This is a genomic window from Luteibacter yeojuensis (assembly GCF_011742875.1).
Lineage (GTDB): Bacteria > Pseudomonadota > Gammaproteobacteria > Xanthomonadales > Rhodanobacteraceae > Luteibacter > Luteibacter yeojuensis.
The window spans coordinates 336708-358461 of sequence record NZ_JAAQTL010000002.1 but is presented as its reverse complement, the minus strand read 5'-3'; the positions used below and the strand labels follow the sequence as shown (position 1 = coordinate 358461).

The window sequence follows — 21754 nt, the reverse complement described above, 5'->3', positions numbered from 1 at the left end:
ATCACGGGAATCTTGGGAGGAGTGCCATGGCGTCGAAAACGGGCGGTGCCCGGAACCTGCACATGCAGGTGGTGGAGGATCTGGGCGAGTCGATCGTGGGTGGCCTGTTCCAGCCGGGCGATCCGCTGCCGGGCGAAGCCCAGCTGGCGGGGCAGATGGCGATCAGCCGGACGGTGTTGCGAGAAGCGCTGAAGGTACTGGCGGCGAAGGGCCTCATCGAGACGCGACAGAAGACGGGCATGCGGGTGCGCGACCCGCGTTACTGGAACCACCTCGACGCCCACGTCCTATCCTGGCGCTGCGCCTCCATGCCGACGGACGACTTCGTCGAGAAGCTCGTGGAGATGCGCGAGATCGTGGAGCCCGCGGCGGTGATGGCCGCGGCGCGCCGTCGCGACCAGGCGCAACTGGAAGCCATCGGGGAGGCGCTCGAGGCGATGGAAGATGCGCAGACGCTGGACGATTGGGCCGCCGCCGATCTCCGTTTCCACGAGGCGGTGCTCATGGCGACGAACAACGAACTACTGAGTTCGTTGTTCTCGGTGATCGAGACGGCGCTGGGCACGTTCTTCGTGATGTCCGCGCGCACGGCGAAGAACTTCAAGTATTCCCTGCCGCACCACCGCGCGGTTTACGAAGCCATCCGCCGCCGCCGTCCGAACGAAGCCGCCGCAGCGATGCACACAATGATCGCGGATTCCCGCGCGAACATGCGCAAAACCCGCCGCCGCTGACATATCGCCCGTCGTCCCTGCCTGCGCAGGGGCGACGGGGCCACGCGTAGGCAGGGGCGACGGGGTGGGGTGGGTCAGCAGCAGCGGCCGCCTGTGCCGCGATACCTCGCCTCCTGGCGCTCGCGGAAGAACTCCCCGTAACTCGGCACGGGGCGTTCGGGATGGTGCTCGCGCAGGTGCTTCACGTAGACGTCGTAGTCGGGTACGCCGCAGCAGAGGCGGGCGGTCTGTACCGCCCATCGCCATAGCGAGCGCGGTGCGGCCGATGCGTTCGTTTCCATGGGACCTCCTTATTGCGTCACGCTCGACAGCGCGACGTACGGCTCTTCGTGCGCGGTCGGGTGGTTGACGCGCCAGGCGCGGACGATGGAGCGGAGCGAGAAGAAAAGCATCGTCAGCACCAACAGCATGAACAGCGCGGTGAGCCCCATGTCCACGTAGTTGTTGGTAACGATCCGCTGCATCTCCGCGACGTTCTTGGCGGGCGCGAGCAGCGTGTTCGAGGCCATCGCGTCGGCGTATTTTTGTGCGGCGGCGGTGAAGCTGATCTTGTCGTCGAAGATTTTCTGCCAGCCGGCCGTCAGCGTGCAGACCACCAGCCACGTCGCCGGAACGGCGGGCACGAGCACGTAGCGCTCGCGCTTGAGCTTCACCGTGACCACGGTGGCGAGCATCAGCGCGATTGCCGCGAGCATCTGGTTCGCGATGCCGAACAGCGGCCACAGGGTGTTGATGCCGCCGAGCGGGTCGACGGCGCCCTGGTACAGGAAGTAGCCCCACAGGCCCACGCAGATCACGGTGGCCACGATGTTGCCGATCCAGGATTCCGTATGCTTCAGCGGGGCCCAGGCCATCCCGGCCAGTTCCTGGATCATGAAGCGGCCCACGCGGGTGCCGGCGTCCACGGTGGTCAGGATGAACAGGGCTTCGAACAGGATGGCGTAGTGGTACCAGAGCGCCATCATGCCTTCGCCGGGCATGATGCCGTGGAGCAGCTGCGCCATGCCCACCGCGAGGGTGGGGGCGCCGCCGGCGCGGCCGAGGATAGTGCCTTCGCCGATGTTCCGCGCGGTGTCGGTGAGCTCGGCGGGGGTGACGAGGAATCCCCAGGTGCTGATCGTCTGCGCGGCCTGTTCCGCCGTGGTGCCCACCAGCGCGCCGGGCGAGTTCATGGCGAAGTACACGCCCGGGTGCAGCGACGCGGCGGCGATGAGCGCCATGATCGCGACGAAGGCCTCCATCAGCATGCCGCCGTAGCCGATCAGCCGTGCCTCGCCTTCGTTGGCGAGCAATTTGGGCGTGGTGCCCGAGGCGATGATGGAATGCCAGCCGGACACGGCGCCGCAGGCGATGGTGATGAACAGGAACGGGAACAGGTTGCCGGCGAAGACCGGGCCGGTACCGTCGATGAATTTCGTGACGGCGGGCATCTGCAGCGTCGGCGCGGCGAGGAAGATCGCCAGCGCGAGCAGGAAGATGGTGCCGATCTTGAGGAAGGTGGACAGGTAGTCGCGCGGGGCGAGCAGCAGCCATACCGGCAGGACCGAGGCGAAGAAGCCGTAGCCGATCAGCAGCCAGGCCAGCGCCTTCGCGTCGAAGTCGAAGAGGGCGGCGAGGGCGGGCGTGTCGTTCACCGTCTTGCCGTACCAGATCGACGCGAGCAGCAGGACCAGGCCGATGATCGACACCTCGAGGATGCGGCCGGGACGGATGAAGCGCAGGTACACGCCCATCAGGAGGGCGATGGGAATCGTCGCGGCGACGGTGAAGGTGCCCCAGGGGCTGTGGGTGAGGGCTTTCACCACGACCAGCGCCAGCACCGCCAGCACGATCATCATGAGGACCAGTACCCCGACCATCGCGATGACGCCGGGCAGTTCTCCCAGCTCCTCGCGCAGCATGTGCCCGAGGGAGCGGCCGTCCCGCCGCAAGGAGAGACCGAGGATCATGAAGTCCTGTACCGCACCGGCGAAGACCACGCCGACCAGGATCCAGAGGGTGCCGGGCAGGTAACCCATCTGCGCGGCGAGTACCGGACCGACCAGGGGACCGGCACCGGCGATGGCGGCGAAGTGGTGGCCGAACACCACCCAGCGGTCGGTGGGCACGTAGTCGAGGCCGTCGTTGCGCAGGACCGACGGCGTGGCGCGCGACGGGTCGAGCTGGAGCACCCGGTTGGCGATCATGCGGCTGTAGAAGCGATAGCCGATGAGGAAAACCGCAATGGAGGCCGTGACCAGCCAGATGGCATTGATCGGTTCGCCGCGCCGGAGCGCGATGACGCCGAGGCACCAGGCCCCGACGATGGCGATGGCGGCCCAGAGGATCTTGCCGGCCGGGCTGGGTTTGGGAATGGCGCTGTGCATGGTTGGACTCCCTCGCGGATAGCCCAAGGGTCGTCCCGGCCGCCTTGGGGGTCAATGACCGCGGGGGCTTACGGGTATTAGCCATTGGTCGAATGGCCGAAGGCGCGAAACCCTTCGGAGGCTTGAGCCGGGGGCGTTCCGGCGCCATGCTGAGAGCATCCCCACACCCCCGGAAAACGCATGATCCGCGAGATCCTGAAGATGGGAGACGAGCGCCTTTTGCGCATCGCTCCGCCCGTGCCCGACGCCATGTTCGGCTCGGCCGAGCTCGACGAGCTTATCGCGGACATGTTCGACACCATGGCAGATGCCGGCGGTGTGGGCCTGGCGGCGCCGCAGATCGGCGTCGACCTGCAACTGGTGATCTTCGGCTTCGACAGCAGCGAGCGTTACCCCGAGGCGCCGCCGGTGCCGCGAACGATCCTGCTCAACCCGGAGATCGTGCCGCTCTCCCAGGACATGGAAGAGGGCTGGGAGGGCTGTCTGTCGGTGCCCGGTTTGCGCGGCGTGGTTAACCGCTATTCCCTGATCCGATATCGCGGCGTCGATCCGTCCGGACAGCCGATCGACCGTACCGCGGAAGGCTTCCATGCCCGCGTGGTGCAGCACGAATGCGACCACCTGATCGGCCGACTGTATCCCTCGCGCATCACCGACTTCACCCGTTTCGGGTTCACCGAGGTGTTGTTTCCGGGGATGGACGTCGGCGACGACTGACTTGTGGGAGCCGCTATGGCGGCGAGGGGGATTCGCCTCGCCGCTTCACCGCTCTGTTGGCTTCTCGCCGCTATAGCGGCGCCTACAGGGCGGCGCTTAGTCGGCGTCCGCCAGCGCTTCGATGATGACCAGCAGGGCCTTGCGGCGTTCCTTCGGCATGCGGCTCACGAGGCCGACCAGGCGCAGCTGTTCGCGGGAATCGGCCCGGTACAGGGCCGGGCTTTCGCGGACACCCGTCGCGCCGTTCGGGGAGCCCCGGCCGGTGGCGAGCCATTCGAAATTGACGCCGAAACGGATGGCCATGTCGATCTGGCGTTCCAGTTCGGGCAGGCCGAGATCGCTGAGCCATTTACGCGCGGTTTCCCGACTGACGTCGAAAAGATCGGCCAGCTGGGTGATTCGGCCGCGGCCTTTCTTGACGCCGGCCATGTCCAGCGCGACATGCAGGCGTTGTGAAAAACCTCGGTTAGTGGGGGGCATAACAACTCCGGTGGAACGCTTGAGCGCTACTGGTCGAGTATTGTTCGATAGCGCGGAGCGGGAGCGTGACGCTTTTGCTGTTGCCAACTCGTCCAATTTGCGACTGCTTTCGCCTTTCCGTCTCAATGGCGGAACGAGTTGGTCAATTTTCTCATTTCTTCCGTCGCGCGATGTGCTAGGTCGGCAAAATCCGAGCCCGAGCCAGCGTAAAGGATCGCCCGCGAGGAGGAAATCATGAGCCCGGTGCCGTCGGCCGTGCGGCCGTTCTTCATCACCGCTTGCACGTCACCGCCCTGGGCGCCGATGCCGGGCACGAGAAGCGGCATGTCGCCGACGGCGGCACGCACCCTGCCAAGCTCTTCGGGCCAGGTCGCGCCGGTCACCAGCGCGCAGTTGCCGTTTTCGTTCCACTCGCGTGCGATGGTTTCCGCCACGCGCAGATAGAGTGGCTCGCCGCCGCAGTCCAACGCTTGGAAATCCTTGCCGCCGGGATTGGATGTCCGGCAGAGCAGGATCACGCCCTTGTCGGCGCGCTCGAGGAAGGGCTCGATGGAGTCGCGGCCGAGGTACGGGTTGAGGGTGACGGCGTCGGCGGCGTAGCGGTCGAAGGCTTCCGAGGCGTAATGCTTCGCGGTCGAACCGATGTCGCCGCGCTTGGCGTCGAGGATGACCGGGATACCGGGGTGGCGGTCGTGGATATGGGCGATGAGCCGTTCCAGGACCCCTTCGGCGCGCTGCGCGGCGAAGTGGGCGATCTGCGGCTTGTAGGCGCAGACCTGGCCGGCCGTGGCGTCCACGATGTCGCGGCAGAAGGCGAAGATGCCTTCGTTGCCGGAGAGACCCGCGGGCAACCGGCCCGGTTCGGGATCGAGGCCCACGCATACGAGCGAGTCGTTGCGGCGCCAGGCGTCCTTGAGGGCGGTCATGAAGGTCATGGTGGTGATGCCTCTGCCGAGCGACCCTTAGGGGCCGGGATAAAAGGCGCCTTTTGCAGGAGCCGCCATGGCGGCGAGGGGAATAATCCTCGCCGCTTCATCGCTCTGTGGGCTTCTCGCCGCTATAGCGGCTCCCACAGTAAAGGTGTCAGACCAGCTTCTTGTATTTCACGCGCTTCGGGCCGGCATCGTCGCCGAGGCGGCGCTTCTTGTCGGCCTCGTACTCGTTGTAGTTGCCCGGGAAGAACTCCACGTGCGAATCGCCTTCGAACGCGATGATGTGCGTGGCGATGCGGTCGAGGAACCAGCGGTCATGCGAGATGACCACCGCGCAGCCGGGGAACTCCAGCAAGGCGTCTTCGAGCGCGCGCAGCGTTTCCACGTCGAGGTCGTTCGACGGCTCGTCGAGCAGGAGCACGTTGCCCCCCTGCAGCAGCGTCTTCGCCATGTGCAGGCGGCCACGCTCGCCGCCGGACAGCTGGCCGACGATCTTCTGCTGGTCGGTGCCCTTGAAGTTGAAGCGGCCGATGTAGGCGCGCGACTGGATCTCGAAGTTGCCGATGGCGAGGATGTCCGAACCGCCGGACACTTCCTGCCACACGTTGTTCTTGGCATCGAGCGCGTCGCGCGACTGGTCGACGTAAGCCAGCTTCACCGTGTGGCCGAGCTTGACCTCGCCGTCGTCCGGCGTTTCCTTGCCCATGATCATCTTCATGAGCGTGGACTTGCCGGCGCCGTTGGGGCCGATCACACCGACGATGGCGCCGGCCGGGATCCTGAACGAGAGGTCCTCGATCAGCACGCGGTCGCCGAACGACTTGGTGACGTTCTTGAACTCGATCACTTCCTGGCCCAGCCGCTCGCCCGGCGGGATGAAGATCTCGTTGGTTTCGTTGCGGCGCTGGTACTCGACCGAGTTCAGCTCCTCGAAGCGGTTGAGGCGGGCCTTGCCCTTGGACTGGCGACCCTTCGATGCGGAGCGCACCCATTCCAGTTCCTTCTGGATGGCCTTCTGGCGGGACTTCTCCTGCTGCGCTTCCTGCTTCAGGCGCTCGTCCTTCTGCACCAGCCACTCGGTGTAATTGCCCTTCCAGGGAATGCCGCGGCCGCGGTCGAGCTCGAGGATCCACTCGGCGGCGTTGTCGAGGAAGTAGCGGTCATGGGTGACCGCGACGACGGTGCCGGGATAGTCGTGGAGGAAGGTTTCCAGCCAGTCGACCGATTCGGCATCGAGATGGTTGGTAGGCTCGTCGAGGAGCAGCATGTCGGGCTTGGACAGGAGCAGGCGGCAGAGCGCCACGCGACGCTTCTCGCCGCCCGACAACGGTCCGATCTTCGCGTCCCAGGGCGGCAGGCGCAGCGCATCGGCGGCCACTTCCAGCTGGCGCTCCAGGGCATGGGCGTCGTTCGCGGCCAGGATGCCTTCGAGGCGCTCCTGTTCCTTCGCGAGGGCGTCGAAGTCGGCGCCTTCCTCGGCGTAGGCGGCATAGACGTCCTCGAGCTTTTTCTGCGCCTCGAGGACTTCGGACACACCTTCCTCGACGGCCTCGCGGACGGTCTTCTCCGGATCGAGTTCCGGTTCCTGCGCGAGGTAGCCGACCTTGATGCCGGGCTGGGGGCGGGCCTCGCCCTGGAAGTCCTTGTCGACGCCGGCCATGATCCGCAGCACCGTGGACTTGCCCGCGCCGTTCAGGCCGAGCAGGCCGATCTTGGCGCCGGGGAAGAACGAGAGCGAGATGTCCTTGATGATCTGGCGCTTCGGGGGAACGATCTTGCTCACCCCGTTCATGGTGTAGATGTATTGCATGGAGGCTCCGTCAGGCGATGCCGCGCCCCCGGGCGGACGCGCGCCGGGTGGGCAAACGCCAATTATAGCGGGTTCCCGTTGCAGGCACCGCCCCCGGTTGGGCGCCCGGCGGCCACGGCCGCCGGGCGCCGCGTCACCGGCCGGACCGGTCGTGCACGTACCGGCGGATGCGCTCGTTGTTCGCCTCCGAGTAGTACTTGCAGGAGAAGGCGCCGATGAGGTTGTCCATCATGTTGGTGATGCAGAAGAATTGGCGCTCGGCAAGCTCATGGGTCGCATCGAGCAGGTGGCCCACTTCGTGGGCGAAGATGTGCCGGTGTCCCCGGTTGCTGACGATGGCGGCACCGTATGGCGGCACAGCGCTGCCGAGCGTGCCGGATGCCCAGTTTGACGGAGGGCGGTCGACGAACAGGACGTACTTGGTCAGGGGCGTGGTGGCGACGCCATAGGCCTGGAGGTGTTCGGCCCCGCGCCGGGCAACCTCGCCGATGCGCTCCACGTCGGTTCCCGCGTCGTAATCCATGTCGGTGAGGCCTGGCACGTTGTCCCGCAGGGACACGCGGATCGGGACTTCGAGCTTGACATTTTCTTCCAAGTCATTGATCCACCAGCCAACATACCAATTGAGAAACTTGGCGTGATCGTTCTCGCCTGCCGTCTCATGCAGGAAGATCCAGACATCGAGCGCGGGCGTATAGGCAGCCTTGCGGGTCGCGCCCTTGCCGCGCGAGGCGAGGGGCGGCATGCCGGCACGGCGGTACTCGCGGTCGATGGGGGCGCCGGCGCTCGCGGACGGCGGATCCTTGTCGTCCTCGGCCAGGGCGATGTCCAGGGTGTCGCCCAGGCGCACGATCGTCCCAGGCCGTCCGTCGATCTCGGCGAGGAACATCCTGCCGAGGCCGCTGCCCGTATCGAGGTGGGCACGAAGCTCGCCGATCAGCCGGATGGCCTGGGTGCCGTCGTTCGCCGGGGTGGGAAGGTTGAATTGGCTGGGCAGGCCGCCCGCGGCATGGGTATCGAAGATATCGACGCGACGGTCGAGGGCGTGGGTCGGCGCGCTGGCGACGATCAGCCATGCCAGGAGCATGGCCAGGTGGGCTGCTTTCACGGCAGAGTCCTTTCCGTGGTGCTTGTAGGGGAGGGCTGGGGATGGCCCGAGGGGAAGCCTAGCGTCGGCGAGCCTGTATGGGCTGTCAGGCCTTTCCGAGTCCGAGGTCAGGGATTCCGGAATCGCCCGCCCCGGCGCCCAGCGGCCCTGCCGGGCCTCCAGTGACCGCAACCCCCGTCGGGCGTTACACTTTCGGCCTTTCCCCGCCCACTTCCACGAGGTCGAGATGTTCCCGAAGGATGCAACGATCGCCGGCTACGACGACGAACTCGCCAAGGCCATCGCCGACGAGTCCCGTCGCCAGGAAGATCACGTCGAACTGATCGCCTCCGAGAACTACGCCAGCCCGCGCGTCATGGAAGCCCAGGGCTCTTCGCTCACGAACAAGTACGCCGAGGGGTATCCCGGCAAGCGCTACTACGGTGGCTGCGAGTACGTGGACATCGCCGAGAAGCTTGCCATCTCGCGCCTCAAGAAGCTGTTCGGCGCCGACTACGCCAACGTGCAGCCGCATTCCGGCTCGCAGGCGAACCAGGCGGTGTACTTCGCCCTGCTGCAGCCGGGCGACACCATCCTCGGCATGAGCCTCGCCCACGGCGGCCACCTCACGCACGGCGCGAAGGTGAACCTCTCCGGCAAGATCTTCAACGCGGTGCAGTACGGGATCGATCCGGATACCGGGCTCGTGAACTACGAGGAGATCGAGAAGCTCGCGCTGGAGCACAAGCCGAAGATGATCGTGGCCGGTTTCTCGGCGTATTCGCAGGTGCTCGACTGGGCGCGCTTCCGCGCCATCGCCGACAAGGTGGGCGCGTACCTCTTCGTCGACATGGCCCACGTCGCGGGCCTCGTCGCCGCGGGCGTCTACCCGAACCCGATCGAACACGCCCACGTGGTCACCTCCACCACGCACAAGACCCTGCGCGGCCCGCGCGGCGGCATCATCGTCGCCAAGGGGCTCGGCGAGGAACTCGAGAAGAAGCTGCAGTCCATCGTGTTCCCCGGCATCCAGGGCGGCCCGCTGATGCACGTCATCGCCGCGAAGGCGGTCGCCTTCAAGGAAGCGCTGGAGCCGTCGTTCGCGGCGTACCAGCAGCAGGTGGTGAAGAACGCCAAGGCGATGGCGAAGACCTTCATCGAGCGCGGCTACAAGATCGTGTCCGGCGGTACCGAAAACCACCTCATGCTGATCGACCTGATCGGCCGCGAAGTCACCGGCAAGGACGCGGAAGCCGCGCTCGGCAAGGCGCATATCACGGTGAACAAGAACGCCGTGCCGAACGACCCCCGCTCGCCCTTCGTCACCTCGGGCCTGCGCGTCGGCACCCCGGCCATCACCACCCGCGGTTACGACGAGGCGGCGACGGTGGAACTGACGCAGTGGATCTGCGACGTGCTCGACGCGCCCGCCGACGAAGCGGTGATCGCCGCGGTGCGCGCGAAGGTCACGGCGCAGTGCGCGAACTTCCCGGTTTACGGTTGATCGATGCATTGTCCGTTCTGCCAGCACGAAGACACGCGTGTGATCGACTCCCGCCTGACGGAGGATGGGAGCACGGTGCGTCGCCGTCGCGAGTGCCCGCAATGCGGCGAGCGCTTCAACACGTTTGAAACCGCCGAACTCAAGCTTCCGACGATCGTGAAATCCGGCGATCGTCGCGAGCCGTTCGACGAACACAAGCTGCGCGTGAGTTTCGAGCGCGCATTGCAGAAGCGCCCCGTGGCGAGCGACGCGGTGGATGCCGCCGTCCGCGCCGTCATCAACGACCTGCGCCGTAGCGGCGAGCGGGAAGTACCGTCCCGCCAGGTGGGCGAACTGGTGATGCGCGAGCTGAAGAAGCTCGACCAGGTGGCTTACGTGCGTTTCGCGTCCGTGTACCGCCGCTTCGAGGACGTGCATGCGTTCCGCGAGGAGATCGAGAAGCTGGAGCGCGACCTGCCGTCGCTGGAAGGTCTCCAGCTGCCCTTGCTCGAAGCGGCGCGGCGCGGACGCAAGCCCTGATGTCGCGCCCCTTTTTTCCGGCCATGGACCACGTCCATATGGCGCATGCGCTGCGTCTCGCCGAAAAGGGCCTGTACGGCACGCAACCCAATCCCCGCGTCGGGTGCGTCGTCGCGCGCGGAGACACCGTGCTCGGCACCGGCTGGCACCAGCGCGCCGGCGAGCCGCACGCGGAAGTCTTCGCGCTGCGCGAGGCCGGCGAGGCCGCTCGTGGCGCCACCGCGTACGTCACGCTGGAGCCCTGTGCCCACCACGGCCGCACGCCGCCCTGCGCGGACGCGCTGATCGCCGCCGGGGTGGGGCGCGTGGTCGTCGCGCACGAGGACCCCTTCGACAAGGTCGCCGGCGCGGGCATCGAGAAGCTTCGCGCCGCCGGCATCGGCGTGCAGGTGGGGTTGATGCGCGATGCCGCGCACGAACTCAACATCGGGTTCTTCAGCCGCATCCAGCGCGGCCGTCCGTGGGTGCGGGTGAAGCTCGCCATGAGCCTGGACGGCCGTACCGCGCTCGCCGACGGCTCGTCGAAATGGATCACGGGCGAAGGCGCGCGCGCCGACGTGCAGCGCTGGCGCGCACGTGCCTCGGCGATCCTCTCGGCCAGCGGCACCGTGCTGGCCGACGACCCGCACCTTACCGTGCGCCTGCCCGGCGACGAGCGCTTCGTGCCGCCGTTGCGCGCGATCGTCGACACGTCGCTGCGGACGCCGGCCGGTGCCAGGGTGCTGGACGGGACCGCTCCCACAGTGTTGCTGCACGCGCCGGACGCACGGGTTCCCGCCCATCTCGCCGACATGCCGCGCACGGCGGTCCGCCGCGCGGATGGGGGCATCGACCTGCATGCGGCGTTGCACTGGCTGGCGCTGCAGGACGTGAACGAAGTGCACGTCGAGGCCGGTCCCGCGTTGTGCGGCGCGCTGCTTGCCGCCGGCCTCGCCGACGAGTTGCTCGTCTACATCGCGCCGATCCTGCTCGGCGACCGCGCGCGCCCCATGCTGCACCTGCCGCCGCTGGACGACATGGCTTCGCGCTGGAAACTGCAGACGGTGGATCGCCGGCAGGTGGGCGACGACATGCGCCTGCAACTGCGCCCCACCTCCGTCGCCCCTGCGCAGGCAGGGGCCCAGTGACTCCCTCTCGGCGGCGCCTTGCCCACGTCCGCTGGGGTATCGTCGGCTGCGGCAATGTCACCGAGGTCAAGAGCGGTCCCGCGTTTGCCAAGGTGCCCGACTCGTCGCTCGTGGCCGTGATGCGCCGCGACGGCGAAAAGGCGCGAGACTACGCGCGCCGCCACGGCGTGCCGCGCTGGTACGACGATGCCGCGGCGCTGGTCGCCGATCCCGACGTGGATGCGGTGTACGTCGCCACGCCACCGTCCAGCCATCGCGAATACGCCCTCATGGCCATCGCGGCCGGCAAGCCCGTATACGTCGAGAAGCCGATGGCGATCGACCATCGCGAATGCCAGGACATCGTCGCCGCCGGCGAAGCCGCCGGTGTGCCGGTGTTCGTCGCGTACTACCGGCGCATGCTGCCGCGCTTCCGTCGCATCGCGGCGCTGCTCGCCGAAGGGGCCATCGGCACGCCGCGCATTGCCTCCGTGCTGCTCCACCATCCGTTCGAGGCCCGCTACGCCGATCCGGCGAACCTTCCCTGGACGGTGCGGCCGGAACTGTCCGGCGGCGGCATCTTCGTCGACATCGGTTGCCACACCCTGGACATCCTGGACTTCCTGCTCGGCCCCATCGCCGACGCGCGGGGAATGACCGCGAACCAGATGCGGGCCTATCCGGCGGAAGACACCGTGGCCATGGCATTCCGTTTCGAAAACGGCGTGCTCGGCACTGGCCTCTGGAACTTCGGCGCGGACCGTCGCGAGGATCGCGTCGAGATCGTCGGCGACGGCGGCCGGCTGGTGTTCGCCACCTTCGGCGACGGCCCGATCCTCCTCGAGGCCGGCGGGCGCCGCGAGGAGATCCGCATCGCCAACCCGGAACACATCCAGCAGCCCCTCATCGAGACCATCGTGGCCGAGCTGACGGGGAAGGGGACCTGCCCCTCCAGCGCCCGCAGCGGCGCGCGCACGAGCTGGGTGATGGATCGGGTCCTCGGGACCGGCCGCTCTTCCTTGCAGGCGCCGCTGTCCTTCCCGCTTCTGCAGGAGCCGCTATAGCGGCGAGAAGCCGACGAAGCGGTGAAGCGGCGAGGCACGTTCCCTCGCCGCTATAGCGGCTCCTACAAGGTAGGTAGCGGCTCCTGCAAGGAGGCAACGTTCGTGGCGTGGTATCCTCCGCCAGCCTGCTCCCCGGGAGCAGGTCTTCCACAGCGTCTTCAGGGCGGGGCGAAACTCCCCACCGGCGGTAGGCTCCCGCGAGGGAGCGAGCCCGCGAGCGCTCCCGGCGACGCCGGGGGGTCAGCAGATCCGGTCCGATGCCGGAGCCGACGGTCACAGTCCGGATGAAAGAAGACGGCGTTCGTCCGCTCCTCCCCGGGAGCGAGGCGAGGCCTTGCCTTGGGGCGTTTTTCGCTCACCACTTGCGGGAAACGACCATGAAAATCACATACCAGACGGCGTCCGCCCAGGGAGGCCACTGACATGTTCACCGGCATCATCCAGTCCGTCGGCCGCATCGCGCGGCTCGAACCCCGTGGCGGCGACGTCCGCCTCACCGTCGACACCGCGGGCCTCGACATGGCCGACGTCGCCCTCGGCGACAGCATCGCCGTGTCCGGCGTCTGCCTCACCGCGATCGCTGTCGACAGCGCCAGCTTCGCCGCCGACGTCTCCAACGAAACCCTCGCCCATACCACGCTCGGCAAGCACAAGCCGGGCGACCCGGTGAACCTCGAAAAGGCCCTGCGCCTCGCCGACCGCCTGGGTGGCCACCTCGTCTCCGGGCATGTGGACGGCACCGGCAAAGTGGTCTCCATCGTGCCGGATGGCCGCTCGCTGCGCTGGACGTTCGAAGTGCCCGCCGGGCTGGCGCGCTATATCGCGCACAAGGGCTCGGTCTGCATCGATGGCACCAGCCTCACGGTGAACGAGGTGGACGGCCACCGCTTCGGGGTGAACCTTATCCCGCATACGGTGGAACATACGGCATTCTCGGCGCGCCGCCCCGGCGACGCCGTGAACATCGAGGTGGACGTGGTGGCCCGCTACGTTGAACGCCTGCTGGCCAGCGGCGACAGTCCGCGCCTCGACGAGGCGTTCCTGAAGCAGCACGGTTTCGCCTGAGAGGAGCTCCGGAACATGTCGTTCAACACCATTCCCGAGATCCTCGAGGACCTGCGCAACGGGCGCATGGTCGTGATCCTCGACGACGAAGACCGCGAGAACGAAGGCGACATCGTCATGGCCGCGGAAAAGGTGCGGCCGGAGGACGTCAACTTCATGGTCCGCGAGGCGCGCGGACTGCTGTGCCTCACGCTGACCGAACAGCGCACGCGCCAGCTCGGCCTGAAGCCGATGGTCAGCGACAACAATTCGCCGTTCCATACCAACTTCACCGTCTCGATCGAGGCGGCCGAAGGCGTCACCACGGGTATCTCCGCGCACGACCGCGCGCGCACCGTCCAGGTGGCCGTGGCGAAGAACGCCGGCCCCGGCGACATCACCATGCCGGGACACGTCTTCCCGCTCACGGCGCAACCGGGCGGCGTGCTCACGCGTGCCGGCCACACGGAAGCGGGCTGCGACCTGGCCGCCCTCGCGGGGCTCGAACCGTCCTCGGTACTGATCGAGATCCTCCACGACGACGGCTCCATGGCCCGCCGCCCCGAGCTGGAGGCCTTCGCCGCGAAGCATGGCCTGAAGATCGGCACCATCGCCGACCTCATCCGTTACCGCATGGAAACGGAGAAGACGGTGACGCGCGTCCACGAGGAAGCGGTGGATACCGAATTCGGGCGCTTCCACCTGGTCGCGTTCCGCGACGCGATCCGCAACGGCCTGCACATCGCGCTGGTCCGCGGGAACGTCGACGACGGCCAGCCGGTGCTGACCCGCGTGCACGTGCGCAACACGTTGTCCGACGTGCTCCACCTGAAGCGCGACGACCTGGGCCAGACCGTGACCGACGCCCTGCGCCGGATCGATGCGGAGGACCGCGGCGTGTTGCTGGTGCTGTCCGGCGAGGACACCCCCGATGCGCTGCTCGCCCGGCTCAAGCGCGATACGGCGCCGATGCCGGCACCGAAGGACGACCAGGAGTGGCGCCAGCTCGGCCTCGGCGCGCAGATCCTCGCCGACCTGGGCGTGACCCGTCTGCGCGTACTCGGCACGCCCCGCAAGTTCGTCGGCATCGCGGGCTTCGGCCTCGAGGTAGTGGAACAGGCAGGATGACGACGCCCGGCTACGACATCCGCCTGATCGCTCCTTCCGGTTATCCGCATACCCCCGAGGCCATGCAGCGCGGCATCGCGCGGCTCGAGGCGGCGGGGCATCGGGTGCACGGGAAGGGCGTCCTCGAGCGGCGCGACCTGCGGTTCGCCGGCACGGATGCGGAGCGTGGCGCCGATATCAACGGTCTCGCCGACCCGTCGCGCCCGTTGCCGGATATCGCGCTGGCGATCCGTGGCGGATACGGTGCGCATCCGCTCCTGCCGCTGCTCGACTACGTGGGCCTGGGCGCGCGCCTGCGCGGGGCGCCCGTCGCGCTGGTGGGCCATAGCGACTTCACCGCCCTGCAGTGCGCCCTGTACGCGAAGAGCGGTGTCGTGACCTACGGCGGCCCGATGCTTGGCGCCGACTTCGGCGCCGCCGAGCTGGATCCCCTTACCTGGGAACATTTCTGGCACACCCTGGCGAACGGGGAAGGGCAGGCCGAATGGGCGGCTCCGGGCGCCCCGGAACTCGAAGCGGAGGGCACGCTCTGGGGCGGCAACCTCGCCATGCTCGGTGGCCTGGTGGGTTCGCCGTATTTTCCGCGGATCGAGGGAGGGCTCCTCTTCGTCGAGGACATCGCGGAACCGCCCTACCGGGTGGAGCGCATGCTCTACCACCTGCTCCACGCCGGTGTGCTGGGCACGCAGAAGGCGCTCCTCGTGGGCGACTTCACCGGTTATCGGATCTCGGCGTACGACAACGGCTACGAGGTGGACATCGCCCTCGACCGCATCGCTTCGGCCGCCGGCATCCCGGTGATCCGCGGCCTGCCGTTCGGCCACGGACCGGCCAAGTTCACCCTGCCGTTCGGCGCCCCGGCCCACCTTGCCGTCGCAGGCGGGCAGGCCAAGCTTCGCTTCAGCGGCCACCCCCGGCCGAAAACCCCGTAAAATGTCCGGCCGCGCGGCGGCCGATCCGCCACAGGACTTTCCGAGAATGAAGATCATCGAAGGCGATTTCGCCACTCCCAAGGGCCGCTTCGCCATCGTCGCGGGCCGTTTCAACGCGTTCGTCGTCGATTCGCTGGTCGAGGGCGCACGCGACCAGCTGCGTCGTCACGGCGTGGCCGACGACGCGATCGATCTCGTCCGCGTCCCCGGCGCTTTCGAGATTCCCCAGGCTGCCAGCAAGATCGCCCGTTCCGGCAACTATGTCGCCGTGATCGGCCTTGGCGCCGTGATCCGCGGCTCCACGCCGCATTTCGATTTCGTGGCGAGCGAAGCCGCCAAGGGCATCGGCCAGGCCGCCTACGATTCCGGCATCCCGGTGGCCTTCGGTGTGCTGACTACCGACAGCATCGAGCAGGCCATCGAGCGTTCGGGCACCAAGGCCGGCAACAAGGGTGCCGATGTGGCCCTCGTCGCCATCGAGATGGTCAACCTCTACGCGAAGCTCGATCGATGAACACGCCTCCGCACGGCATCGACCTCGCCGCGCGCTCGCGGGCCCGCCGCCGCGCGCTGCAGGCGTTGTACGCGTGGCAGGTGGGCGGCAGCAAGATGGCCAGCGTCATCGATCAGTTCCGCCACGAGCAGGACATGGAAGTGGCCGACCTCGAGTACTTCGAGGACATCCTCCGCGGCGTGGAGCAGCACGTGAAGGAGCTCGACGACGGCATCAAGCCCTTCGTCGACCGCGAGGTGGCGCAGATCGATCCCATCGAGCGCGCCGCGCTCCGCATGGGCGCATACGAACTGAAGTACCGTCCGGACGTTCCATACCGCGTCGTGATCAACGAGGCGGTGGAAGCCACGAAGCGCTTCGGTGCCGACCACGGCCACAGCTATGTGAACGGCGTGCTCGACAAACTCGCGACGCATTGGCGTACGGCCGAAAAGCGATCCTAGGGACATACCCGGTGGGGAGCGCGCCAGCGCGCGTCCCACGACCATGGCTCTCTCTCCATTGAAGGGAAACGCATGGAATTCGATCTGATCGAACGGATCCGCCGGCACACCGAGGTCAATCGCGACGACGTCGTCGAGGGCATCGGCGACGATGCCGCCATCGTCGCCGTGCCGTCCGGCCGCGAACTCGCCATCGCGGTGGACACGCTCGTCGAGGGCGTGCATTTTCCGGCGGGCACCGCGCCGGCCGATATCGGCTGGAAAGCGCTGGCCGTGAATCTCTCCGACCTCGCCGCGATGGGCGCCACGCCCGCGTGGGCGCTCCTCGCGCTCACCACGCCGGACGGCGACGAAGCCTTCTTCGACGGCCTCGCGCGCGGCTTCGCGGAACTCGCCACGCCCTACCGGCTCGCGCTGGTCGGCGGCGACACCACGCGCGGTCCGTTGACCGTCACGGTGGCCGTGCACGGTTTCACCGCACCCGGCGAGGCGCTGCTGCGCTCGGGTGCGAGGGTGGGCGACGTCGTGATGGTCACCGGCACCCTGGGCGATGCCGCCGCCGGTCTGCGCTGCCTCGCCGAACCGGATGCCTCCGCCTATGCCGCGCTGGTCGAACGGTTGAACCGGCCGACGCCACGCGTGTCGGCGGGGCAGGCGCTTCGCGGCATCGCCACGGCTTGCATCGACGTCTCGGACGGCCTCGTCGCCGACCTGGGCCATATCTGCGCGGCCAGCGGCGTCGGTGCCGATATCGACGCGGAGATGCTGCCGCGGTCTTCCGCGTTGCTCACCCATTTCGCCGATGCCGATGCGCTGGACTTCGCGCTGGCCGGCGGCGACGACTACGAACTCTGCTTCACCGTACCCGCCGATCGCGCGGGCGAGGTCGGTGCCACGCTGGCCCGTCTCGGCTGCGGCGCCGCGCGCGTGGGTCGCATCGTCGAAGACGCGGGCGTGCGCGTGTTCGATGCACGGGGCAACCTCTACGAACCGGCGCGCGCCGGCTGGAACCATTTCGCCGCATGAGCACGAAATACGTCCTCGATCCCGCCGACCGCCGCCGGCTGCTCGCCTCTCCCGCAGGATGGCTCGCCTGCGGTTTCGGCTCCGGACTGACGCCGAAGGCGCAGGGCACGTTCGGTTCGCTGGCGGCGCTGCTGCCGTGGCTTCTGCTGCGCGATCTTCCCGTGGCCGGGTGGCTCGCCATCGTCGTCGTCGCCTTCGCGATCGGCGTGTGGGCGTGCGAGGTCGCCGGCCGCATCCTCGGTGTCGCCGATCATCGCAGCATCGTGTGGGACGAATTCGTCGGCCAGTGGATCGCCCTGCTCCCCGCGCTGCTGGCACCGTGGTGGGCCGTCCCTTGCGGCTTCCTGCTGTTCCGCCTGTTCGACGTCTGGAAGCCGTGGCCGATCGGCTGGCTCGACCGGCGCATGAAAGGCGGCCTCGGCGTGATGGTCGACGACGTCGTCGCCGGGATTTTCGCCGCCGTGGTGTTATGGTTGATCGTGCGGGCAGCGTGATTGAAGAAAAGGAGTGCAAGTGTATGGAATACCGTAGCCTCGGCTCGACCGGTCTCAAGATTTCCGCGTTTTCCTTCGGCGCCTGGGTCACCTTCGGGCGGCAGGTGGGCCGTTCCGCCGCGCGCGACCTCATCGCGTGCGCCTACGATCGCGGCATCAACTTCTTCGATAACGCCGAGACCTACAACGCCGGCGACGCCGAGCGTCTGATGGGCGACGTGATGGCCGACCTGCGGTTGCCGCGGGACGGCTATTGCGTATCGAGCAAGGTGTACTTCGGCGCGGTCAAGGATCCACGCCCGACGCAGCGCGGCCTTTCCCGCAAGCATGTGCTCGATGCCTGCCACCAGGCACTCGGGCGCCTGCGCGTGGATTACCTCGACCTGTACCTGTGCCATCGCCCCGATCCCGACGTGCCGCTGGAAGAGACGATGCTGGCGATGGACACGCTCGTCCGCCAGGGCAAGGTGCTCTACTGGGGCACCAGCGAATGGCCTGCCGAACGCATCGAGGAGGCGCATCGCATCGCCGCCGAGCGCCATCTGGTCGCGCCCTCGATGGAACAGCCGCAGTACAACATGCTGCATCGCGAACGCGTCGAGCGCGAATACGCACCCCTGTACGACCGCTACGGCATGGGCACGACGATCTGGTCGCCGCTCGCCTCGGGCCTGCTCACCGGCAAGTACAACGACGGTGTGCCGGACGATTCGCGTCTCAATCACCCGGACTTCGCATGGCTGCGCGACGCCTTGCTGGACAATGACGGTGCGCGCCTGAAGACGGTGCAGGCGCTGGCGCCGATCGCGGCGGACCTGGACATCCCGCTATCGCGGCTTGCCCTGGCGTGGTGCCTGAAGAATCCGAACGTCTCGACGGTGATCCTCGGCGCCAGCAAGGTTTCGCAGCTGGAGGAAAACCTGAAGGCGCTCGACGCCGTGCCGCTGCTGGACGACGAAACGATGCGCCGCATCGCGTCTGTCCTTAGCTGATAGTCGCTTTGGCTCCCACAAGGTTGGTTACACGTCGCCGTAGAGGGCCTGAAGCGCCGCGATGGCGGCGAGGCCGGCGGTTTCCGTGCGGAGGATACGCGGTCCCAGCTTCAGCCCGATGAAGCCGTTGCCCGCCAGCGCCGAGCGGTCGCGTTCGCCGAAGCCGCCTTCCGGGCCGATGGCGAGGATGGCCGCGTCGGCGAGGGCGAGTTCGCGCGGGCGCTTCGTGCCTTCGGGAAGCAAGGCAAGGCGCATCGGGCCTCCGTCGCCCAGGGTCGCCAGCCATGCGGCAAGCGATACCGCCGGCTCGATGACCGGCAGGCGTGCGCGTCCTGACTGCTCGCACGCACTGGCCGCCACGGCGCGCCAGTGCACCAGCCGCTTCCCGGCGCGCGCCGGATCGAGCTTCACTTCCGAGCGTTCGGTGAGGATCGGCACGATGCGTGCGATGCCCAGTTCGGTGGCCTTCTGCACGATGAGGTCCATCTTTTCGCCGCGCGCCACGCCCTGCGCGAGGGTCAGCGCCAGCGGCGATTCGTTGCCGGGCGCACGTCCGGCACCGACCGACGCCACCACTTCGCGCTTGCCCACGCCGACCAGCGTGGCCTCGTATTCCATGCCGTCGCCGGAGAACAACACCACCGGCGCTCCCACCTCCAGTCTAAGCACCCGGGCCACGTGCTCGCCGGCCTGCGCCGGGAGGACGACATCGCTGCCGCTGGCGAGAGGGGAATCGACGTGGATACGAATGGTGCGCATGAATGGGCTCTGTGTCACGGAAAGTGCATTGTAGCGAGCCGCCGGGGCCGCTATCGTCGCGGAGGTCGACCGCAGGAGCTTACGCATGCCCGTCACCTGGTACTTCGACTTCATCTCGATGTTCTCCTGGTTGCAATGGCAGTCGATCCGCGAGCTGGCGACCCGGCGGGAGGTGTCGCTGCGCCCCTTCCTGTTCGGCGCCTTGCTGAAGCAGATGGACCAGCGCGGTCCCGCGGAGATCGAGCGCAAGCGCGAGTTCACCTATCGCTATGCCCAATGGCGCGCCCGCAAGGCGGGTATCCCGCTGCGGTTCCCGCCTACCCATCCGTTCAATCCGCTGCCCGCGCTGCGGCTGTGCATCGCCGCGGGCAACACCGTGGACGCCGTGGGGGCGATCTTCGAGTGGATCTGGGCGCACGGTCGCGCCGCGGACACGGCGGAAGCGCTGGAGCCTCTGGCCGCGTCGCTCGGTATCGCCGATGTCCGCGCCGCGCTGGCCGCGCCCGAGGTAAAGGCGCAGCTGCAGGCGCATTTCGAGGAGGCCATGCGCCGGCGGGTCTTCGGCGTGCCGACGCTGGCGATCGGCGACGAGTTGTTCTGGGGCGCCGACGCACATGCCTTCGCCATGGATTACCTCGCCCACCCGGACATGTTCGCCGAGGGCGAGATGGCCCGGCTCGGCGCGCTGCCCGTCGGCCTCTCGCGGATCTAGGGTGTCCCTAGGCGACGGCTTTCGCGATGCCCGCCATGGCCGTGTCGACCATGAAATCGATCTCCACCTCCGTGATCACGTACGGCGGCATGAAGTACACGATGTTGCCGAGCGGCCGCAGCAGCGCGCCGTTCGCCAATCCGTGCCGGTAGACGCGCAGTCCGCGCCGGTCCGCGGCGGGGAAGGGCGTGCGCGACGCCTTTTCGGCGACGAGTTCGATGGCCGCGATCATGCCGGTCTGGCGCACGTGGGCCACATGCGGATGCTCGGCGATCGGTGCGATGCGCGCGGCCATGTGCGCCGCGAGCGCGCGATTGCGCTCGAGCACGGGATCGTCGCGGAAGATCTTCAGCGTCGCCGTCGCGGCGCGGCACGCCAGCGGATTGCCGGTGTAGCTGTGCGAATGCAGGAAAGCCTTGCCCGAGGCGTATTCGGCATAGAAGGCCGCGTATACGTCCTGCGTCGTGAGTACCGCGGAAAGCGGAAGGAATCCGCCGGTGAGGCCCTTGGACAGGCACATGAAGTCGGGCGCGATGCCGGCCTGTTCGCAGGCGAACAACGTGCCCGTGCGGCCGAAGCCCACGGCGATCTCGTCCGCGATCAGGTGCACCTGGAACTCGTCGCAGAGCGCGCGGAGACCGGTGAGGTACGACGGGTCGTACATGCGCATGCCGCCGGCGCACTGGACCAGCGGTTCGACGATCACGGCGCAGGTCTCGTGCGCGTGACGTTCGAGGATCGCGCGCATCTCCCCGAGTCGCCGCGCCGCGATCTCCCGCGGCGATTCGCCGGGTTCGCCCTCGTACGTGTCGGGCGAGGGCGCGAGTTCGGGCGTGAGCAGCAGCGGCGCATAGGTCTTGCGGTAGAGCGCCACGTCACTGACGGACAGCGCGCCGAGCGTCTCGCCGTGGTAGCTGCCGGTCAGCGCGATGAAGCGGGTTTTTTCGCCGTGGCCCCGGTTCAGCCAGTAGTGGAAGCTCATCTTCAGCGCGACTTCGATGGCGGCAGACCCGTTGTCGGCCAGGAACACGCGTTCGAGCCCCGGGGGCGTGATCCGCACGAGCTCTTCGGCCAGTTCCAGCGCCGGTTCATGGGTGAAGCCGGCGAAGATGACGTGCTCCAGCCTGTCCAGCTGGTCCTTGAGCGCCGCGCCGATGCGCGGCTCGGCGTGGCCGAACAGGTTTGTCCACCAGGAGCTGACGGCGTCGAGGTAGCGTTTGCCGTCGGCCCCCACCAGCCACGCCCCTTCGCCGCGCACGACGGGTACCATGGGCAAGGTTTCGTGGTCGTGCATCTGCGTGCACGGGTGCCAGAGGACGGAGAGGTCGCGGGCGACCAGCGTATCGACGGGCACGGAGCCAAAAAGGGTATCGGTCATCCGCCCATGATAA

At 67.8% G+C, this 21754-nt stretch carries 23 protein-coding genes and 1 riboswitch; of the genes, 15 read left to right on the top strand and 8 right to left on the bottom strand.

Features of this window, described 5'->3' with window-relative positions; all coding sequences use genetic code 11:
• Positions 1–26: 26 nt before the first annotated feature.
• A complete protein-coding gene (locus HBF32_RS16565; RefSeq protein ID WP_166700889.1) occupies positions 27–734 on the top strand; it encodes a FadR/GntR family transcriptional regulator in 708 nt (235 codons plus the stop codon).
• 74 nt (positions 735–808) lie between these two features.
• On the opposite strand, the gene HBF32_RS16560 is transcribed toward HBF32_RS16565, so the two are convergent.
• Positions 809–1015, bottom strand: a complete 207-nt coding sequence (locus HBF32_RS16560; RefSeq protein ID WP_166700888.1) for a YbdD/YjiX family protein — start codon at positions 1013–1015, stop codon at positions 809–811.
• A gap of 9 nt (positions 1016–1024) precedes the next feature.
• Positions 1025–3100, bottom strand: coding sequence for a carbon starvation CstA family protein (locus tag HBF32_RS16555; RefSeq protein ID WP_166700887.1), 2076 nt, complete (start codon positions 3098–3100; stop codon positions 1025–1027).
• A 180-nt stretch (positions 3101–3280) separates the two neighbouring features.
• On the opposite strand from HBF32_RS16555, the gene def reads away from it, so the two are divergent.
• Positions 3281–3817 (top strand): peptide deformylase, encoded by a 537-nt coding sequence (def, locus tag HBF32_RS16550; RefSeq protein WP_166700886.1) that lies wholly within the window; start codon positions 3281–3283, stop codon positions 3815–3817.
• Between the two features lie 96 nt (positions 3818–3913).
• Here the strand turns inward: def and HBF32_RS16545 are convergent, their stop codons facing one another.
• From HBF32_RS16545 to HBF32_RS16530, 4 genes are all read right to left on the bottom strand, one after another.
• Positions 3914–4297 (bottom strand): DNA-binding protein, encoded by a 384-nt coding sequence (locus HBF32_RS16545; protein ID WP_166700885.1) that lies wholly within the window; start codon positions 4295–4297, stop codon positions 3914–3916.
• 122 nt (positions 4298–4419) lie between these two features.
• Positions 4420–5232 carry an orotidine-5'-phosphate decarboxylase gene (pyrF, locus tag HBF32_RS16540; protein ID WP_166700884.1) on the bottom strand — a complete coding sequence of 271 codons (813 nt, stop codon included), beginning with the start codon at positions 5230–5232 and terminating at the stop codon, positions 4420–4422.
• A 148-nt stretch (positions 5233–5380) separates the two neighbouring features.
• Positions 5381–7039 carry an energy-dependent translational throttle protein EttA gene (gene ettA, locus HBF32_RS16535; RefSeq protein WP_166700883.1) on the bottom strand — a complete coding sequence of 553 codons (1659 nt, stop codon included), beginning with the start codon at positions 7037–7039 and terminating at the stop codon, positions 5381–5383.
• 133 nt (positions 7040–7172) lie between these two features.
• Positions 7173–8147 carry a hypothetical protein gene (locus HBF32_RS16530; protein ID WP_166700882.1) on the bottom strand — a complete coding sequence of 325 codons (975 nt, stop codon included), beginning with the start codon at positions 8145–8147 and terminating at the stop codon, positions 7173–7175.
• A 226-nt stretch (positions 8148–8373) separates the two neighbouring features.
• Between HBF32_RS16530 and glyA the strand changes: the two genes are divergently transcribed.
• The 12 genes from glyA to HBF32_RS16470 all read left to right on the top strand — a co-directional run bounded on the left by glyA (position 8374) and on the right by HBF32_RS16470 (position 18892).
• Positions 8374–9630, top strand: coding sequence for a serine hydroxymethyltransferase (glyA, locus tag HBF32_RS16525; RefSeq protein WP_166700881.1), 1257 nt, complete (start codon positions 8374–8376; stop codon positions 9628–9630).
• Positions 9631–9633: 3 nt separating this feature from the next.
• Entirely contained in the window at positions 9634–10149 is a 516-nt protein-coding gene (gene nrdR / locus HBF32_RS16520) for a transcriptional regulator NrdR (protein WP_166700880.1), read from the top strand.
• 38 nt (positions 10150–10187) lie between these two features.
• The gene (gene ribD, locus HBF32_RS16515) at positions 10188–11276 is read left to right on the top strand and encodes a bifunctional diaminohydroxyphosphoribosylaminopyrimidine deaminase/5-amino-6-(5-phosphoribosylamino)uracil reductase RibD (RefSeq protein WP_166701101.1); all 1089 of its coding nucleotides are present in this window, start codon (positions 10188–10190) and stop codon (positions 11274–11276) included.
• Positions 11273–12319 (top strand): Gfo/Idh/MocA family oxidoreductase, encoded by a 1047-nt coding sequence (locus HBF32_RS16510; RefSeq protein WP_166700879.1) that lies wholly within the window; start codon positions 11273–11275, stop codon positions 12317–12319. Before ribD ends, HBF32_RS16510 begins: the two co-directional genes overlap by 4 nt.
• Positions 12320–12469: 150 nt before the next feature.
• Positions 12470–12619, top strand: a riboswitch (FMN riboswitch).
• Positions 12620–12742: 123 nt separating this feature from the next.
• On the top strand, positions 12743–13384 hold the full coding sequence (locus HBF32_RS16505) for a riboflavin synthase (protein WP_166700878.1): 642 nt from the start codon (positions 12743–12745) through the stop codon (positions 13382–13384).
• Between the two features lie 15 nt (positions 13385–13399).
• Positions 13400–14491 (top strand): bifunctional 3,4-dihydroxy-2-butanone-4-phosphate synthase/GTP cyclohydrolase II, encoded by a 1092-nt coding sequence (gene ribBA, locus HBF32_RS16500; protein ID WP_166700877.1) that lies wholly within the window; start codon positions 13400–13402, stop codon positions 14489–14491.
• On the top strand, positions 14488–15423 hold the full coding sequence (ldcA, locus tag HBF32_RS16495) for a muramoyltetrapeptide carboxypeptidase (protein ID WP_166700876.1): 936 nt from the start codon (positions 14488–14490) through the stop codon (positions 15421–15423). Before ribBA ends, ldcA begins: the two co-directional genes overlap by 4 nt.
• Before the next feature lie 46 nt (positions 15424–15469).
• On the top strand, positions 15470–15937 hold the full coding sequence (ribH, locus tag HBF32_RS16490) for a 6,7-dimethyl-8-ribityllumazine synthase (protein WP_166700875.1): 468 nt from the start codon (positions 15470–15472) through the stop codon (positions 15935–15937).
• A complete protein-coding gene (nusB, locus tag HBF32_RS16485; protein ID WP_166700874.1) occupies positions 15934–16380 on the top strand; it encodes a transcription antitermination factor NusB in 447 nt (148 codons plus the stop codon). The genes ribH and nusB overlap by 4 nt, the downstream gene beginning before the upstream one ends.
• A gap of 72 nt (positions 16381–16452) precedes the next feature.
• Entirely contained in the window at positions 16453–17406 is a 954-nt protein-coding gene (thiL, locus tag HBF32_RS16480) for a thiamine-phosphate kinase (RefSeq protein WP_166700873.1), read from the top strand.
• Positions 17403–17900: a phosphatidylglycerophosphatase A family protein gene (locus HBF32_RS16475; RefSeq protein WP_166700872.1), complete on the top strand. Its 498-nt coding sequence runs from the start codon at positions 17403–17405 to the stop codon at positions 17898–17900. The genes thiL and HBF32_RS16475 overlap by 4 nt, the downstream gene beginning before the upstream one ends.
• Positions 17901–17923: 23 nt before the next feature.
• Positions 17924–18892 (top strand): potassium channel beta subunit family protein, encoded by a 969-nt coding sequence (locus HBF32_RS16470; protein WP_166700871.1) that lies wholly within the window; start codon positions 17924–17926, stop codon positions 18890–18892.
• Between the two features lie 27 nt (positions 18893–18919).
• Here the strand turns inward: HBF32_RS16470 and HBF32_RS16465 are convergent, their stop codons facing one another.
• Positions 18920–19651, bottom strand: a complete 732-nt coding sequence (locus HBF32_RS16465; RefSeq protein WP_166700870.1) for a 16S rRNA (uracil(1498)-N(3))-methyltransferase — start codon at positions 19649–19651, stop codon at positions 18920–18922.
• A gap of 85 nt (positions 19652–19736) precedes the next feature.
• On the opposite strand from HBF32_RS16465, the gene HBF32_RS16460 reads away from it, so the two are divergent.
• Positions 19737–20363, top strand: coding sequence for a 2-hydroxychromene-2-carboxylate isomerase (locus tag HBF32_RS16460; RefSeq protein ID WP_166700869.1), 627 nt, complete (start codon positions 19737–19739; stop codon positions 20361–20363).
• Positions 20364–20370: 7 nt separating this feature from the next.
• On the opposite strand, the gene HBF32_RS16455 is transcribed toward HBF32_RS16460, so the two are convergent.
• The gene (locus HBF32_RS16455) at positions 20371–21741 is read right to left on the bottom strand and encodes an adenosylmethionine--8-amino-7-oxononanoate transaminase (RefSeq protein ID WP_166700868.1); all 1371 of its coding nucleotides are present in this window, start codon (positions 21739–21741) and stop codon (positions 20371–20373) included.
• Between the last annotated feature and the right edge of the window lie 13 nt (positions 21742–21754).

What these genes read in the sequence shown, in the direction of transcription:
- HBF32_RS16475 (WP_166700872.1), top strand. Translation starts at nt 17,403, where the DNA reads ATGAGCACGAAATACGTCCTCGATCCCGCCGACCGCCGCCGGCTGCTC.
- HBF32_RS16455 (WP_166700868.1), bottom strand. Translation starts at nt 21,741, where the DNA reads ATGACCGATACCCTTTTTGGCTCCGTGCCCGTCGATACGCTGGTCGCC.
- ettA (WP_166700883.1), bottom strand. Translation starts at nt 7,039, where the DNA reads ATGCAATACATCTACACCATGAACGGGGTGAGCAAGATCGTTCCCCCG.
- HBF32_RS16560 (WP_166700888.1), bottom strand. Translation starts at nt 1,015, where the DNA reads ATGGAAACGAACGCATCGGCCGCACCGCGCTCGCTATGGCGATGGGCG.
- HBF32_RS16460 (WP_166700869.1), top strand. Translation starts at nt 19,737, where the DNA reads ATGCCCGTCACCTGGTACTTCGACTTCATCTCGATGTTCTCCTGGTTG.
- HBF32_RS16565 (WP_166700889.1), top strand. Translation starts at nt 27, where the DNA reads ATGGCGTCGAAAACGGGCGGTGCCCGGAACCTGCACATGCAGGTGGTG.
- ribH (WP_166700875.1), top strand. Translation starts at nt 15,470, where the DNA reads ATGAAGATCATCGAAGGCGATTTCGCCACTCCCAAGGGCCGCTTCGCC.
- ribBA (WP_166700877.1), top strand. Translation starts at nt 13,400, where the DNA reads ATGTCGTTCAACACCATTCCCGAGATCCTCGAGGACCTGCGCAACGGG.
- HBF32_RS16470 (WP_166700871.1), top strand. Translation starts at nt 17,924, where the DNA reads ATGGAATACCGTAGCCTCGGCTCGACCGGTCTCAAGATTTCCGCGTTT.
- glyA (WP_166700881.1), top strand. Translation starts at nt 8,374, where the DNA reads ATGTTCCCGAAGGATGCAACGATCGCCGGCTACGACGACGAACTCGCC.
- ribD (WP_166701101.1), top strand. Translation starts at nt 10,188, where the DNA reads ATGGCGCATGCGCTGCGTCTCGCCGAAAAGGGCCTGTACGGCACGCAA.
- def (WP_166700886.1), top strand. Translation starts at nt 3,281, where the DNA reads ATGATCCGCGAGATCCTGAAGATGGGAGACGAGCGCCTTTTGCGCATC.
- pyrF (WP_166700884.1), bottom strand. Translation starts at nt 5,232, where the DNA reads ATGACCTTCATGACCGCCCTCAAGGACGCCTGGCGCCGCAACGACTCG.
- nusB (WP_166700874.1), top strand. Translation starts at nt 15,934, where the DNA reads ATGAACACGCCTCCGCACGGCATCGACCTCGCCGCGCGCTCGCGGGCC.
- HBF32_RS16505 (WP_166700878.1), top strand. Translation starts at nt 12,743, where the DNA reads ATGTTCACCGGCATCATCCAGTCCGTCGGCCGCATCGCGCGGCTCGAA.
- ldcA (WP_166700876.1), top strand. Translation starts at nt 14,488, where the DNA reads ATGACGACGCCCGGCTACGACATCCGCCTGATCGCTCCTTCCGGTTAT.
- HBF32_RS16555 (WP_166700887.1), bottom strand. Translation starts at nt 3,100, where the DNA reads ATGCACAGCGCCATTCCCAAACCCAGCCCGGCCGGCAAGATCCTCTGG.
- nrdR (WP_166700880.1), top strand. Translation starts at nt 9,634, where the DNA reads ATGCATTGTCCGTTCTGCCAGCACGAAGACACGCGTGTGATCGACTCC.
- thiL (WP_166700873.1), top strand. Translation starts at nt 16,453, where the DNA reads ATGGAATTCGATCTGATCGAACGGATCCGCCGGCACACCGAGGTCAAT.
- HBF32_RS16545 (WP_166700885.1), bottom strand. Translation starts at nt 4,297, where the DNA reads ATGCCCCCCACTAACCGAGGTTTTTCACAACGCCTGCATGTCGCGCTG.
- HBF32_RS16465 (WP_166700870.1), bottom strand. Translation starts at nt 19,651, where the DNA reads ATGCGCACCATTCGTATCCACGTCGATTCCCCTCTCGCCAGCGGCAGC.